At 62.9% G+C, this 15,334-nt stretch carries 14 protein-coding genes; 11 read left to right on the forward strand and 3 right to left on the reverse strand.

Translation table 11 applies throughout. The features are described 5' to 3' along the window. Nucleotides 1-25: 25 nt before the first annotated feature. The 9 genes from argJ (at nucleotide 26) to QM609_RS26665 (ending at nucleotide 10,894) form a co-directional block, all read left to right on the forward strand. Nucleotides 26-1,264 carry a bifunctional glutamate N-acetyltransferase/amino-acid acetyltransferase ArgJ gene (argJ, locus tag QM609_RS26625; RefSeq protein ID WP_050656537.1) on the forward strand — a complete coding sequence of 413 codons (1,239 nt, stop codon included), beginning with the start codon at nucleotides 26-28 and terminating at the stop codon, nucleotides 1,262-1,264. After that, on the forward strand, nucleotides 1,261-2,184 hold the full coding sequence (argB, locus tag QM609_RS26630) for an acetylglutamate kinase (RefSeq protein ID WP_007736229.1): 924 nt from the start codon (nucleotides 1,261-1,263) through the stop codon (nucleotides 2,182-2,184). The genes argJ and argB overlap by 4 nt, the downstream gene beginning before the upstream one ends. Next, a complete protein-coding gene (locus tag QM609_RS26635; protein ID WP_007736227.1) occupies nucleotides 2,181-3,380 on the forward strand; it encodes an acetylornithine transaminase in 1,200 nt (399 codons plus the stop codon). The genes argB and QM609_RS26635 overlap by 4 nt, the downstream gene beginning before the upstream one ends. Beyond that, nucleotides 3,377-4,327, forward strand: a complete 951-nt coding sequence (gene argF / locus QM609_RS26640; protein WP_021334039.1) for an ornithine carbamoyltransferase — start codon at nucleotides 3,377-3,379, stop codon at nucleotides 4,325-4,327. The genes QM609_RS26635 and argF overlap by 4 nt, the downstream gene beginning before the upstream one ends. Beyond that, nucleotides 4,324-4,803, forward strand: coding sequence for an arginine repressor (locus QM609_RS26645; RefSeq protein WP_007736224.1), 480 nt, complete (start codon nucleotides 4,324-4,326; stop codon nucleotides 4,801-4,803). Before argF ends, QM609_RS26645 begins: the two co-directional genes overlap by 4 nt. A 47-nt stretch (nucleotides 4,804-4,850) precedes the next feature. Continuing rightward, on the forward strand, nucleotides 4,851-6,050 hold the full coding sequence (locus tag QM609_RS26650) for an argininosuccinate synthase (protein ID WP_007736221.1): 1,200 nt from the start codon (nucleotides 4,851-4,853) through the stop codon (nucleotides 6,048-6,050). Nucleotides 6,051-6,053: 3 nt separating this feature from the next. Beyond that, nucleotides 6,054-7,496 carry an argininosuccinate lyase gene (gene argH, locus QM609_RS26655; protein ID WP_003944092.1) on the forward strand — a complete coding sequence of 481 codons (1,443 nt, stop codon included), beginning with the start codon at nucleotides 6,054-6,056 and terminating at the stop codon, nucleotides 7,494-7,496. A gap of 170 nt (nucleotides 7,497-7,666) precedes the next feature. Then, on the forward strand, nucleotides 7,667-10,648 hold the full coding sequence (locus QM609_RS26660; protein WP_050656528.1) for an acyl-CoA synthetase: 2,982 nt from the start codon (nucleotides 7,667-7,669) through the stop codon (nucleotides 10,646-10,648). Nucleotides 10,649-10,687: 39 nt separating this feature from the next. Continuing rightward, entirely contained in the window at nucleotides 10,688-10,894 is a 207-nt protein-coding gene (locus QM609_RS26665) for a Trm112 family protein (RefSeq protein ID WP_003944045.1), read from the forward strand. Here the strand turns inward: QM609_RS26665 and QM609_RS26670 are convergent. From QM609_RS26670 to QM609_RS26680, 3 genes are read right to left on the reverse strand one after another with little or no spacing between them, the layout of a single operon-like run. Further along, on the reverse strand, nucleotides 10,891-11,508 hold the full coding sequence (locus QM609_RS26670; protein WP_003944108.1) for a TetR/AcrR family transcriptional regulator: 618 nt from the start codon (nucleotides 11,506-11,508) through the stop codon (nucleotides 10,891-10,893). The two genes, QM609_RS26665 and QM609_RS26670, sit on opposite strands and share 4 nt — an antisense overlap. Next, the gene (locus QM609_RS26675; protein ID WP_283337615.1) at nucleotides 11,505-12,260 is read right to left on the reverse strand and encodes an ABC transporter permease; all 756 of its coding nucleotides are present in this window, start codon (nucleotides 12,258-12,260) and stop codon (nucleotides 11,505-11,507) included. The genes QM609_RS26670 and QM609_RS26675 overlap by 4 nt, the downstream gene beginning before the upstream one ends. Then, nucleotides 12,257-12,991, reverse strand: a complete 735-nt coding sequence (locus tag QM609_RS26680; RefSeq protein ID WP_050656529.1) for an ABC transporter ATP-binding protein — start codon at nucleotides 12,989-12,991, stop codon at nucleotides 12,257-12,259. The genes QM609_RS26675 and QM609_RS26680 overlap by 4 nt, the downstream gene beginning before the upstream one ends. Nucleotides 12,992-13,077: 86 nt before the next feature. Between QM609_RS26680 and QM609_RS26685 the strand changes: the two genes are divergently transcribed. Both QM609_RS26685 and tyrS read left to right on the forward strand, forming a co-directional pair. Continuing rightward, nucleotides 13,078-13,686, forward strand: coding sequence for a DNA-3-methyladenine glycosylase (locus QM609_RS26685; RefSeq protein WP_003944023.1), 609 nt, complete (start codon nucleotides 13,078-13,080; stop codon nucleotides 13,684-13,686). Nucleotides 13,687-13,705: 19 nt separating this feature from the next. After that, nucleotides 13,706-14,983, forward strand: coding sequence for a tyrosine--tRNA ligase (tyrS, locus tag QM609_RS26690; RefSeq protein WP_050656538.1), 1,278 nt, complete (start codon nucleotides 13,706-13,708; stop codon nucleotides 14,981-14,983). Nucleotides 14,984-15,334: the final 351 nt, after the last annotated feature.

Here is a 15,334-nt window from a genome sequence, read left to right on the forward strand (position 1 = left end):
CAATCCGCAGCAGATCGACAACGCAATCGAGCCTGACGCGACCGTTGCAGACGTGGTTCACGTCGCCGGGGGACGTCTGCTCCGCACGCAGGGCGTCACCGCACCTGCCGGATTCCGCGGTGCCGGAATTGCTGCCGGTATCAAGAAGAGTGGCAAGTCGGACCTCGCATTGGTGCTCAACGAGGGACCCGATCTGGCCGCTGCCGGCGTCTTCACCCTGAACAAGGTCAAGGCAGCTCCGGTGCTCTGGTCTCAGCAGGTCCTGACGACGGGCAAGCTGCGCGCGGTGGTGCTCAACTCGGGCGGCGCGAACGCCTGCACGGGCGCGGGTGGATTCCAGGATGCACACAAGACTGCCGAGGAAGTTGCTTCGGCACTGAGTAATTGGGGCACCGAGACGGGCGCGATCGAGGTCGCTGTCTGTTCGACCGGACTTATCGGTGACCGCTTGCCCATGGACAAGCTGATCCCCGGTGTCACCGAGGTGGTGCACGAACTGGCCGGCGGAATCTCCGGCGGCACCGACGCGGCATACGCGATCATGACCACCGATACCGTGCCGAAGCAGGCGTCGCTGCACCACGCGAACAAATGGAACGTCGGCGGAATGGCCAAGGGCGCAGGCATGCTCGCGCCTGCGCTGGCCACCATGCTGTGCGTCGTCACGACCGATGCTGTCGCAACGGCGGATCAGCTCGATACCGCTCTGCGCGCCGCCACCCACCTGAGCTTCGATCGCCTCGACGTCGACGGCGCCACGTCCACCAACGACACAGTGCTCCTGTTGGCCTCCGGCGCCAGCGGTGTCACGCCGACGCAGGACGAACTGAACGCCGCAGTGCTGGCCGTGTGTGATGATCTCGCGGATCAGTTGATGGCAGACGCCGAGGGCGTCACCAAGCGGGTCAAGGTGACGGTTCGCGGCGCAGCGTCCGAGTCGGATGCGTTGATCGGCGCCCGGACGATCGCCCGCGACAGCCTGGTCAAGACAGCGCTTTTCGGTTCCGATCCCAATTGGGGCCGCGTTCTCGCCGCAGTGGGTATCGCTCCCATCGAGCTCGATCCCGATCGAATCAGTGTGTCCTTCAACGGGAGTCCCGTCTGCATCGACGGCGTCGGTGCTCCGGGGGCGCGTGAGGTGGACCTGAGTGGGATCGACATCGAACTCGACATCGATCTGGGAATCGGCAACGAGTCCGTGAGCATTCGCACCACGGACCTCTCGCATGCTTACGTCGAAGAGAACTCGGCGTATTCGTCATGACCGAGACGTATCCCGTGATCAGCGAGCATCAGAAAGCGCATGTCCTTGCCGACGCGCTGCCGTGGCTGCAGCGATTCCGCGACAAGGTGGTCGTGGTCAAGTACGGCGGAAACGCCATGATCGACGAGACGCTCAAAACGGCATTTGCCGCCGACATGGCGTTCCTGCGGACTGTCGGCATCCATCCCGTCGTCGTGCACGGCGGTGGCCCGCAGATCAACGCGATGCTGGCACGCCTTGGCATGAAGGGTGAGTTCCGCGGTGGTTTCCGGGTCACGACGCCCGAGGTGATGGACGTCGTGCGGATGGTGCTTTTCGGTCAGGTCGGCCGTGAACTCGTCGGCTTGATCAACGCGCACGGTCCTTACGCGGTCGGTATCTCCGGTGAAGATGCGCACCTGTTCACCGCTACTCGACGCACTGTTGCGGTCGAGGGGGAGCAGACCGACATCGGGCTGGTCGGGGACGTCACCACCGTGAACCCAGACGCGGTACTCGATCTCATTGCGGCAGGACGTATTCCGGTCGTCTCGACCATCGCACCCGACGCCGACGGTGTCGTCCACAACATCAACGCCGATACCGCTGCTGCAGCACTGGCCGAGGCGATCGGTGCCGAGAAGCTCGTTGTCCTCACCGACGTCGAGGGCCTGTACACCGATTGGCCGGACCGAGCCTCACTGGCCACCGAAATCGACACCGACGCCCTGGCCCAGTTGTTGCCGAGTCTCGACGCCGGCATGGTGCCCAAGATGGAGGCCTGCCTTCGCGCGGTGCGCGGAGGTGTGCCGTCGGCGCACGTGATCGACGGTCGGCTCGAACATTCAGTCCTACTCGAACTTTTCACCGGTGAAGGAATCGGCACGATGGTCGTGCCGGGTTCCTCGGTCGCCGGTCCCCAGCAGGGAGCTATCTCATGAGCACGATCGATCTGCAGCAGCGGTGGTCCGCTTCGCTGATGAACAATTACGGCGTACCCCGGGTTGCTCTCGTCCGCGGTGACGGCGCCGTACTCACCGACGCCGACGGCAAGCAGTACGTCGACTTCCTGGCAGGAATCGCGGTCAACATCCTCGGACACGGACATCCGGCCGTCGTCGAAGCCGTCACTACTCAGTTGTCGACACTCGGCCATGTTTCCAACCTGTACGCCAGCGAGCCGGTCGTCGAGTTGGCGGAGCAGTTGCTCGCTCATCTCGGCAACGTCACCGGGCGCGCGTTCTTCTGCAACTCCGGTACCGAGGCGAACGAGGCTGCCTTCAAGCTCGCTCGCGCCACCGGCCGGAAGAAGATCATCGCAGCCGAAGGCTCCTTCCACGGTCGCACGATGGGGGCACTCGCTCTGACGGGTCAGCCGGCCAAGCGGGCGCCGTTCGAACCGATGCCCGCCGGTGTCGAGTTCGTGCCGTACGGCGACGTCGAGGCACTCGAGCAGGCCGTCGATTCCGACACCGCCGCTGTGTTCCTCGAACCGATAATGGGTGAGGGCGGCGTCGTGGTGCCACCCGAGGGATACCTCGTCGAGGCTCGGCGGATCACCGCCGAGCGCGGTGCACTTCTCGTGCTCGACGAAGTGCAGACCGGCATCGGCCGGACCGGCTGGTTCTACGCCCATCAGGCAGTCGGCATCGTTCCGGACGTCATCACCCTCGCGAAGGGACTCGGTGGCGGAATGCCGATCGGCGCCTGCATCGCGACCGGGGCAACGGCCGAGTTGTTCGGACCGGGTAAGCACGGTACGACGTTCGGTGGCAATCCGGTGTGTGCTGCGGCGGCACTTGCCGTGCTGAAAACCATTGCAGCGGAAGACCTGATCTCACGCGCCGACAGCTTGGGTAAGTCGATCTCGGCGGGCATCGAAGATCTGGGCCATCCGTTGGTCGACTACGTACGGGGATCAGGACTGTTGCTGGGTGTCGTGCTGACCGAGGACGTCGCGCCGGCGGTGGAAAACGCAGCGCGCGAAGCCGGGTACCTTGTGAATGCAGCGCAACCCGGAGTGATCCGGTTGGCGCCGCCGCTCATCCTCACGGACGAGCAGGCCGAAACCTTCGTGGCAGCACTACCTGCCATCTTCGACAGTGCACTATCGGCTGACCAGCCGGGGGAGAAGTGACTACCGTGGTGAAACACTTTCTCAGGGACGACGATCTGACTCCGGCGCAGCAGGCCGAAGTTCTGGAACTCGCTGCGATTCTCAAGAAGGACCCGTTCGCTCGGCGTCCGCTCGAGGGTCCCCGCGGAGTCGGTGTCATCTTCGAGAAGAACTCGACGCGTACACGTTTCTCGTTCGAGATGGGCATCGCACAGATGGGCGGTCACGCTGTCGTCGTCGACGGGCGCAGCACTCAACTCGGTCGTGAAGAGACCTTGGCGGACACCGGACGCGTTCTCTCCCGCTACGTCGACGCCGTCGTGTGGCGCACGTTCGGCCAGAAGCGCCTGGAGCAAATGGCTACGGGCGCAACGATTCCCATCGTCAATGCATTGTCCGACGAATTTCATCCCTGTCAGGTTCTGGCCGATCTGCAAACGCTGATCGAACAGAAGGGTGAGCTCAAGGGGCTGAAGCTGACCTACCTGGGCGACGGCGCCAACAACATGGCTCACTCGCTGATGCTCGGCGGAGTGACCGCAGGCATCGACGTCACCATCGCAAGCCCCGCCGGCTTCGAACCGGCGGACTGGGTCGTGGCAGCAGCACGCAAACGCGCCGAGGAAACCGGCGCGACCATCACCCTGACGCAGGACCCACAGGCCGGCGTCGTCGGCGCCGACGCGTTGGTCACCGACACCTGGACCTCGATGGGTCAGGAGAACGACGGGCTCGATCGGGTCGGACCTTTCCGTCCGTTCCAGATCAACAAGGAGCTGCTCGCAAAGGCAGATCCGAAGGCCGTCGTCCTGCACTGCCTGCCCGCGCATCGCGGCGAAGAAGTCACCGACGAGGTTCTCGACGGGCCGCAGAGTGTTGTCTGGGACGAGGCGGAGAACCGTCTGCACGCCCAGAAGGCATTGCTCGTGTGGCTGCTGGAACAGCGAACCCAACTGGACCCGGCGTGAGCGTCGCTCCCACTCGGGCTGGTCGCCAGTCGCGCATCATCGCGCTTCTGGCGGCTCACCCTGTCCGAAGTCAGACGGAGCTGGCGGCCTTGCTCGGTGCCGAGGGCATCGAAGCAACGCAGGCGACGCTCTCGCGTGACCTCGAAGAGCTGGGAGCGGTGAAACTGCGTGCCGCCGACGGCGGCGCCGGTGTTTACGTGGTGCCGGAGGACGGGAACCCGGTACGCGGTGTGGCCGGCGGTACCGACCGCCTCTCACGGCTGTTGGGTGAGTTGTTGGTCTCCACCGATTTCAGCGGCAACATGGCGATCCTCCGGACACCGCCGGGAGCCGCGCACTACCTCGCGAGCGCACTGGATCGGTCCTCGATGCCGGACATCGTGGGCACGATCGCCGGAGATGACACCATCTTCGTAGTGGCCCGGGAACCGCTTTCCGGAGCGGAACTCGCGGCCATGATCGAATCGCTCGCCTGACCCCTTATTCTTTGATAGAGATTTTCAACCGAAGGAGCACAAAAACCATGGCCGATCGCGTCGTACTCGCCTACTCGGGCGGGCTGGACACTTCTGTTGCCATCAGTTGGATCGGTAAGGAGACGGGCGCTGAAGTTGTCGCCGTCGCCATCGATCTGGGGCAGGGTGGCGAGGACATGGAGGTCGTGCGTCAGCGCGCGATCGACTGCGGCGCAGTCGAATCCGTTGTCGTCGACGCCCGCGACGAGTTCGCGGACGAATACTGCCTGCCGACCATCGCGGCCAACGCCCTGTACATGGACCGCTACCCGCTCGTCTCGGCCATCAGCCGTCCGCTGATCGTCAAGCACATCGTCGAAGCTGCACGCTCGCACGGCGGCACCATCGTCTCGCACGGTTGCACCGGTAAGGGCAACGACCAGGTTCGCTTCGAGGTCGGATTCGGCGCCCTCGCACCCGACCTGCAGGTCATCGCACCGGTCCGCGACTACGCCTGGACCCGCGAGAAGGCCATCGCCTTCGCCGAAGAGAACAACATCCCGATCAACGTCTCCAAGAAGTCGCCGTTCTCGATCGACCAGAACGTCTGGGGCCGCGCCGTCGAGACCGGATTCCTCGAGGATCTGTGGAACGCGCCGACGAAGGACGTCTACGACTACACCCAGGACCCGACGGTCAACTGGAACGCACCCGACGAGCTCATCATCAGCTTCGACAAGGGCCGCCCGGTCGCCATCGACGGCCGCCCGGTGTCGGTTCTCGAAGCCATTCAGGAACTGAACAAGCGCGCAGGCGCTCAGGGCGTCGGCCGTCTCGACGTCGTCGAGGACCGTCTCGTGGGCATCAAGAGCCGTGAGATCTACGAAGCTCCCGGCGCGATGGTTCTCATCACCGCACACCAGGAACTCGAGCACGTCACCCTCGAACGCGAACTCGGTCGCTACAAGCGTCAGATGGAGCAGCGTTGGTCCGAGCTGGTCTACGACGGCCTCTGGTTCTCGCCCCTCAAGGACGCACTGGACACGTTCGTCAACAAGACGCAGGAACGCGTTACCGGCGACATCCGTCTCTTCCTGCACGGTGGAGCCATCACCGTCAACGGTCGTCGCAGCCCGGAGTCGCTCTACGACTTCAACCTCGCGACGTACGACGAGGGCGACAGCTTCGACCAGTCCGCATCGAAGGGCTTCGTCGAGATCCACGGTCTGTCGTCGAAGGTCGCCGCGAAGCGCGATCTGGGACTCTGAGCCATGACGGCTCACGGTGACGGAGACGCTCAAAAACACGGCACCAACGAAGGTGCGCTGTGGGGCGGGCGGTTCGAGTCCGGACCGGCCGCTGCCATGGCGGCGCTGAGCAAGTCGACTCACTTCGACTGGGTCCTCGCTCCGTACGACGTGCGGGCGTCGCAGGCGCATGCGCGTGTGCTGAACAAGGCAGGCCTGCTCAGCGAAGCCGACCTCGTGACAATGCTCGACGGTCTCGACCGCCTGGCGGCAGATGTTGCCAGTGGCGCCTTCGGGCCCAGCGAGTCGGACGAGGACGTACACGGCGCACTCGAGCGCGGTCTGATCGAGCGTGTCGGGCCTGAGGTCGGTGGGCGCCTGCGTGCTGGACGTTCGCGAAACGACCAGGTGGCCACGCTGTTCCGCATGTGGCTTCGCGATGCAGTCCGCCGCATCTCCACCGGAGTTCTCGACGTGGTCGACGCATTGGCGACTCAGGCCGGGGCGCATCCGGATGCCGTGATGCCGGGCAAGACGCACCTGCAGGCGGCTCAGCCGGTCCTGTTGGCGCATCACCTGCTCGCTCACGCACATCCACTGTTGCGGGACGTGCAGCGCCTTCGCGACTTCGACGTGCGAGCTGCGGTGTCCCCGTACGGTTCCGGTGCACTCGCCGGTTCCTCGCTCGGTCTCGACCCCGAAGCCATTGCAGCGGAATTGAAGTTCGACAGCTCGGCCGAGAACTCGATCGACGCAACCGCTTCGCGTGATTTTGCGGCCGAGGCAGCGTTCGTGCTTGCGATGATCGGTGTCGATCTCTCACGCATGGCGGAAGAGATCATTATCTGGAGCACACCGGAATTCGGCTACATCACGCTTGCCGACGCGTGGTCGACAGGTTCGTCGATCATGCCGCAGAAGAAGAATCCGGATGTCTCGGAACTCACGCGCGGTAAGTCTGGTCGTTTGATCGGTAACCTCACCGGCCTGCTGGCGACGCTCAAGGCTCAGCCGCTGGCGTACAACCGCGATCTGCAAGAGGACAAGGAACCGGTTTTCGACTCGGTTGCGCAGCTCGAGATGCTGCTCCCGGCCATCACCGGTCTGGTGCAGACGCTCGAGTTCCACACCGAGCGCATGGCGGAACTTGCTCCGGCAGGGTTCACGTTGGCCACCGACATCGCGGAGTGGATGGTGCGCCAGGGCGTGCCGTTCCGGGTTGCACACGAGGCTGCTGGAGCGTGTGTGCGTGTCGCCGAAGCGCGAGGCGTCGGACTCGAAGATCTCACGGACGAGGAACTGGCCGGCGTCGACAGCGCGCTGACACCCGCTGTTCGTGAGGTGCTGACAGTCGAGGGTTCCATTGCTTCGCGCAACGCGCGAGGCGGCACTGCGGGGGTGCGGGTTGCCGAGCAGCTGGACGGAGTCAAAGCAGTGGCGCAGTCACTGCGGGAATGGACCCTGTGACCTCGCGGTCACGAGTGTTGTCGCTCTCTTTTCGGCAGTAGTCCTTCGGTCGTACGCGGTCAGGTAGCAGAATTTGCTCCCTGACCGCGTACGCGTATTCGCCGTCAGTAGGCTTGTCGCGCGCGGGAAAAATGAGACTGACGTCACATGGTGAGTAACTTGGGAGTGAAATGGTGGGATTGAATTCCAAGTCTGTGCTGGGCCCGATTCGTCGGGTGGTTGCGACAGCACAAAACGGCCTCGAGGTCGTCCGGTTGGGTGGGCTGGAAACGGATGCGACCACGTCGCCGTTCGAGATCGTCGAACGCGCAGCGATGTATCGGCTACGGCGCTACTTCCCGGACAGTGACCCGGAAACCGTCGGCGCACCGATCTTGCTGATCCCGCCGATGATGATGTCGGCGAACGTGTACGACGTGACCCGTGACCAGGGCGCTGTGGGAATTCTGCACGAGATGGGCCTTGATCCCTGGGTCGTCGATTTCGGTTCGCCCGACTCCGAAGAGGGCGGTTGGGATCGTAACCTCGCCGATCACATCATCGCTCTCAGCGACATCGTCGATCACATCCACCGTCACACCGGAAAAGATGTTCACATCTCCGGTTATTCGCAGGGTGGCATGTTCGCCTATCAGGCTGCCGCGTATCGGCGTAGTCGAAACATCGCCAGCGTCATCACCTTCGGCAGTCCGGTCGACACACTCGCCGCGCTACCCTTCGGCATCCCGGCGGGATTGGCAACCAAGGGTGCAGATTTCCTCGCCGATCACGTCTTCAATCGCCTGGCGGTCACCGGGTGGATGGCCCGTACCGGGTTCCAGTTGCTCGATCCCGTGAAGACGCTGAAGATGCGCGTCGACTTTCTGCTTCAACTGCACGACCGTGAGGCGTTGCTTCCGCGGGAGCAGCAACGCCGCTTCCTCGCGACCGAGGGTTGGGTCGCGTGGTCGGGGCCCGCGGTAGCCGAACTGCTCAAGCAGTTCATCGTGCACAACCGAATGATGACAGGTGGGTTCGTCATCAAGGATCAATTGGTCTCGCTCGCCGAGATCACCTGCCCCATCCTGGCATTCGTCGGTGAGGTCGACGACATCGGCCAGCCGCAAGCGGTTCGAGGCATCAGTCAAGCCGCTCCGCGGGCGAAGGTCTACGAATCTACCTTGCGTGCAGGCCATTTCGGTTTGGTTGTCGGTTCCACCGCGGCCAATCACACCTGGCCGACCACCGGTGAATTCGTACAGTGGACCGAGACGGGTGGACCCCTCCCGGACCGTATCGCGAACATGGTCTACGGCGCCGACCTCGAAGACCAGACCGGTGTGTCGATCAGCAATCGGATCATCCACACCGTCGCCTCGGTCGCTGAAGTAGGTGCAGGAGTCACCAAGGGAATCAGTGACCTTGCCGCCGGTGCGTTGCGCGGCACTTTCGAATTGTCGGGAGAAGCGGCACGAGCGTTGCCACGTCTGGCTCGACTCAACCAGATTCAGCCGCACACCAAGATCTCGCTGAGCCAGTTGCTGGCGGAGCAGCGTCGAAAGGCGCCGAACGGCGAGTGCTTCCTCTTCGACAATCGCGTGCACACGTATGAAGCGGTCAACGCGCGTATCGACAATGTCGTGCGTGGATTGATCTCCGTGGGAGTGCGTCCGGCAGCGCATGTCGGTGTCCTGATGGAGACCCGTCCCAGCGCACTCGCGGCCATCGCGGCCCTGTCGCGACTTGGTGCCGTCGCGGTCATGCTTCCGCCAGGCTCCGACATCACGGCGGCGGTCAAGCTGGGGTCGGTCGATCGGATCATCACCGATCCGGAAAACGTCGATGCTGCAGTGGTTACCGGTCGGCCGGTACTGGTGCTCGGCGGCGGCGATGCCCGTGGCCTCGAGGTGGATACGTCACACGACGTGATCGATCTCGAACAAATCGATCCGACGAAGGTCAATCTGCCCGGGTGGTACCGACCGGATCCCGGTGTCGCCCGCGAACTCGCCTTCATCATCTTTGCGGAATCCGGCGGTGTGCTCGAGGCCAAGCAGATCACCAACTACCGGTGGGCATTGTCGGCCTTCGGCACGGCTACGGCGGCAGATCTCGATCGCGGTGACACCGTGTACTGCCTTGCGCCACTCCATCATTCGTCGAGTCTGCTTGCGACCATCGGTGGTGCCATGGCCGGTGGCTCACGCATTGCGCTCTCACGTGGACTGAACCCCGCGAGGTTCGTCGAGGAAATCCACCGCTACGGCGTGACGGTCGTGAGTTACACGTGGTCGATGATGCGCGAGATACTCGACGAGGATCTTCTTCTCATCGACGGTAGTCATCCGGTCCGCCTGTTCATCGGTTCGGGCATGCCCCATGGTCTCTGGAAGCGGACAACGGAGGCGTTCGACCCCGCGCAGGTACTCGAGTTCTATGCGTCGACCGAAGGCGACGTGATTCTTGCCAATGTTGCAGGCTCCAAAGTTGGTTCCAAGGGGCGCCCGCTGCCGGGTAGCGCGCAGGTGCGGTTGGCGGCATACGACCCGCTGAGTGGTCGGCTCCTCGAGAACGGAAACGGATTTGTCCGTGAGTGCGCCGAAGACGAGGTCGGATTGCTGCTCGGGCGCGCGGGATTCACCGCCGATCTCTCGGGCGGAGCCATGCGAGGTCTCTTCCAAGCCGGCGATTCGTGGATTCCCACCGAAAATCTCTTCCGCCGGGACGCCGACGGCGACTACTGGCTGATCGACCACAAGAACACGGTCATTTCCACGCTCCGCGGTCCCGTGTTCACCCAGCCGATCGTCGACGCGTTGTCGAGTGTGGCGCGGGTGGATCTTGCCGTCGCATACGGAGTCGGTGACGCGCCGCATCAGCTGGCGGTCGCTGCCGTGACATGGCGTCCGGGACGGCAGTTCCGTTCTGCCGAGCTTGCAGAGGCCCTCTCGCGCATCGCTTTCGACGCTCGTCCGGATATCGTGCACGTGGTTGACGAGATCCCGGTGGGTTCGTCGTACCGTCCGAGCTCCACTGCGTTGGCTGCGGCCGGATTGCCGGCGCCGGGGCCACGGACCTGGTTCCTCGATTCCGAGTCGCAGTCGTACAAGCGGCTGACCAAGGCAATCGCCGCGCAGTTGATGCCGACGAGGGTGAGCACCGGAGCACGGTAGCCTGAGGACATTCTGTTTGATCGGTTCGAGAGGACTCACGTGGCTATTGATTCGACGTTGCTCAGCATTTTGGCCTGCCCCCAGGACAAAGGCCCGCTGTTGCTGGTCGGGGACGAGTTGCTCTACAACCCGCGCCTGCGTCGTGCCTACCCGATCGAGAACGGCATTCCCGTTCTGTTGATCGACGAGGCACGCGATGTAGCGGACGACGAGCACGAGAAGTTGCTCGCGCGGGCTGAAGGCTAGATCGGTAATTCACCGGTCAGGTACCGCTGGAGGTTCGGAGCCACCAGCGGTACCAAAGCGTCAACGCTCAATGATGCGAGCGGTTCGAGTCCGAGCACATATCGCGTGACAAGCAGTCCGGCCATCTGAGAGGCCACCAATTCCGCTCTGATCAAGCCGGTACCAGGTGGTGTGTCCACCCGCGGAATGATGTCGCGCAATACGACATCGAGCAGAAAGCTCTGGATCAACTGCGATCCGTCGCCGGAAATGGCTGATCGAAAAGCCGCCAGAATCGCCGGCTGGTGTTCTGATTCCCACAGCCCGATTACTGCTCTGAGTAGATTTTCGCCGAGATTTTCGGTCGGAGAGGAGTGAACCGGTCCCAATACCTGGACTGGATCGATCGGTAGCGCGATCGCAGCGGTGAACAACTGCTCCTTGCTTCCGAAATGATGATGAATCATGGCCGGATCGACGTCAGCGGCCGCAGCTATCGATCGAACAGTTGTTCGTCGAAAACCGTTCTGGGAGAACGCCCGTCGCGCCGAATCGAGGATCTGCGCGCGAGTCTCCGACTTGCCCGGTCGTCGCCCCGAACGAATCGGTACCGGACTCGTGTCCTTGTCGGTCATGGAGTGCGGCGATCGAGTGTGGCCGCGGCCAGCGATAGCGCGGCGGCGGCGAAGCCCGCCATGACGGCGAGATCACGCCACATCTGACCCGTCGCGTCGGCATGCATTGACACTTGCTGAAGTGCGTCGACGGCGTAGCTCAAGGGGAGGACGTTGCTGATCCATTCGAGCCAGGTCGGCAATTGGTCGCGCGGCACCAGGAGTCCGCAGAGGAAGAGCTGTGGAACCACAACTACCGGCATGAATTGCACCGCTTGGAACTCGGTCTTCGCGAATGCTCTGGCCAACAGGCCTAGCGCAACGCCCAGTATTGCGCCGAGAACTGCAATGACGATGACCCAGGCAAGACTGCCGGCGATGGTGAGTCCCAGGAATCCGAAAGCAACCGCGCACGCGAGGGCTGCCTGGGCGGCGGCGGAGAGCGAAAATGCCGCCCCGTATCCGGCGAGAAGGTCGAGTTTGCCCATTGGAGTGGTGAGCAGGCGTTCGAGGGTTCCTGAACTGCGTTCGCGCTGCATGGCGATGGACGTGACCAGGAACATCACCACAAACGGCAAGATTCCCAACATCGTGATCGCCACTCGTTGGAAGAGCGAAACCTGGCCGGGTGGCGTGGGTACGTCTTGGTAGAGGAAATACAGCAAGATCATCAACAACGACGGGACCAACAAGATCATGGCCACCGTGCGATGGTCCTGGCGGAGCTGAAGCAGAATGCGGACGGTCGTAGCACCGAAGATCCTGATGCTCATGATATTTCGCCTCCGACGGGTGAAGTCCGAATCAGCTCGAGAAAGGCGTCCTCTAGCCGTTCACATCTGGTTTTGGCGCGCAATTCATCGGGTGTGAGTTGAGCGAGGAGATGCCCGTCTCGCATCAGGATCAGTTCAGCGCAGTGGTCGGCCTCATCCATGACGTGGCTGGAGACCAACAGGGTAGTTCCGCTGCGGGCAAGGTCGGCAAATCGTTCCCACAGTTCGACACGAAGCACCGGATCGAGGCCGACGGTGGGTTCGTCGAGGATCAACACATCAGGTGACGCCACCAACGCGCAAGCCAGCGAGACTCGCCCGCGTTGACCACCAGACAGATCGCCGGCGGTCTGGTCGGCGTATCGGCTCAATCCGACGGCGTCGACCGCTGCTGCGACGTCGGCGCCGGACTTGCCGTAGAGAGCGCCGAAGTACTGGACGTTTCGAGTGACCGTCAGGTCGCCGTACACGCTGGGGGATTGGGTGACATATCCGACCCGGCGGCGAAGAGCAACGGAACCGGCGAGGTCGCCCAGCACTCTGACCTCACCACTTTCGACGATCTGTGTTCCGACAATCGCGCGCATCAGGGTTGTCTTGCCGCAGCCGGACGGGCCGAGCAGTCCGGTGATCGATCCTGCTGATACCTGCAGGTCAAGCGAGTGAAGAACTTCGTGCTTGCCGCGAATGACTCGTAGTCCGCGGATATCTATTGCCGGCGTTGTGGTCACGGTTCGCCTCGTTTCAATAATTCATCACTTGTTGAATTATGCGACTCGGCCGACCGATGAGTCAACGGCGTGGGCACAATCGAAGGGTGAGCATCGAGACCTTGGAAAATGTGGAGAACCCGTTGGAAGCGGGCCTGACAATTCTCGGCTCGACCCTGACCGTCGACGACATCTCGCTGAGGATCGTCGAGGTCGAGGCGTACGGAGGGGAGAAGGACGGGCCATGGCCGGATCCGGCAGCACATTCGTATCGGGGGAGAACGCCGCGGAACAGCGTGATGTTCGGGCGGGCGGGGCGTCTCTACGTCTACCGCAGCTATGGAATGCACTTTTGTATGAACATCTCGTACGGCCCGGATGGTGTTGCGGGTGGTGTTCTGCTCCGAGCGGCCGAAATCGAGGCCGGTCACGATGTGGTGTCTGCTCGGAGATCGCCGGATCGACCATCTCACCAATGGGCCAGAGGGCCGGGTAATCTCGGTGCTTCTGTCGCAATCACGTTGGCGGACAACGGAACAGACGTGTTCAACCCTGCCTCGCGGATTCGGCTCGAATTGGGCGAGTCGAAGGAATGGGTCAGTGGACCGCGGGTGGGGGTCAGTACCGCGGCGGAGGTTCCGTGGCGCCTGTGGATCCCGGACTCGCGAGCGGTGTCCGCGTATCGCCGAAGCCCGCGAGCGCCGGTCATTTCGTGAAGATGGGATGATCGAGTCCGTGACTGAGAATATTCTCGACGAACTGACCTGGCGCGGGCTGATCGCCCAATCAACCGATCTCGACGCTTTGCGTAAAGATCTCGAGGCCGGACCGGTCACGTTGTATGCGGGCTTCGACCCGACCGGACCGAGCCTGCACGCAGGTCACCTGGTTCCGCTCCTCGCGCTCAAGCGGTATCAGCGCGCCGGCAACCGCCCGATCGTTCTTGCCGGCGGTGCAACGGGCTTGATCGGAGACCCCCGTGACGTCGGGGAACGGACGATGAACTCCGCCGATACCGTCGCGGACTGGGCAGGTCGCATCCGTGGTCAGCTCGAACGATTCGTGGATTTCGACGATTCGCCGACGAGCGCGGTCATCGAGAACAACATGAACTGGACCGGCAAGATGTCGGCCATCGACTTCCTGCGTGATGTCGGCAAACACTTCTCCGTGAACGTCATGCTTGCGCGTGACACCGTGAAGCGTCGTCTCGAGTCGGACGGGATGTCGTACACCGAGTTCAGCTACATGCTGCTCCAGGCCAACGACTACCTGCACTTGCGACGCGACCTCGGCTGCACTCTGCAGGTCGGCGGGTCCGATCAGTGGGGCAACATCATTGCCGGCGTCGAACTCAACCGTCGTGTCGACGGTGAGAGCGTTCATGCAATGACGGTTCCGCTGGTGACCTCGGCCGATGGCAAAAAGTTCGGAAAGTCGACCGGTGGCGGAAGTTTGTGGCTCGACCCCGAGATGACCAGCCCGTACGCCTGGTACCAGTACTTCGTGAACACTGGCGACGCCGACGTGATCAAGTACCTGCGCTGGTTCACCTTCCTGACTGCGGACGAACTCGCGGAGCTGGAGACTGCAACAGCGGAGCGGCCGCATGCGCGAGAAGCGCAGAAGCGACTTGCCGCGGAGATGACGACCTTGGTTCACGGGGAACACAACACCCGTGCTGTCGAGCTCGCCAGTCAGGCGTTGTTCGGCAAGGCGGAGCTGGCGGAACTCGACGAGTCGACGCTAGCCGCGGCGCTGAAAGAAGCATCGGTCAGCGAATTGGCACCGGGGGAGCCGCGCACGATCATCGATCTGCTCGTGACGAGCGGCTTGTGCGAGAGCAAGGGGGCCGCTCGACGCGCCGTGAAAGAGGGCGGTGCTTCGGTGAACAACCAGAAGGTGTCGGCCGACGACTGGGAGCCCACCGCATCCGATCTGCTTCACGGCAGCTGGTTGGTCGTCCGGCGCGGAAAGCGCAACTTCGCCGGCGTGAGAATCCTTCCAAACTGACGTGTGTGGGGTCACAGTTGTCTTGCGGGGCTCCTGTGGCCGATGGTGGCCCGCCTCCGGGCGGGCTACCAGCGGATTTAACCTGTCGAACATCTGCGACCTGCACGTTTGACGCTCAGTTTTCATTCGCGTAACTTTGTCCAAGTCAGAGCGACACGGACACCAACCCCGACCGACAGGCCGGGGAAACGCGGTTGGACGAAGTCGGAGACATTCACGCTCAGCGGGAACTTGCTTCCCTGGAGCGAACAAGCTAAGATTGTAACCCTTGCCCCGGAGCTTTCAACCTGGTTGAAGTGATGGTGTGTGCGTGTTCTTTGAGAACTCAACAGTGTGTCGATGAATGTCAGT

Source organism: Rhodococcus sp. IEGM 1302, assembly GCF_030056935.1.
GTDB classification, from domain to species: domain Bacteria; phylum Actinomycetota; class Actinomycetes; order Mycobacteriales; family Mycobacteriaceae; genus Rhodococcus_F; species Rhodococcus_F qingshengii.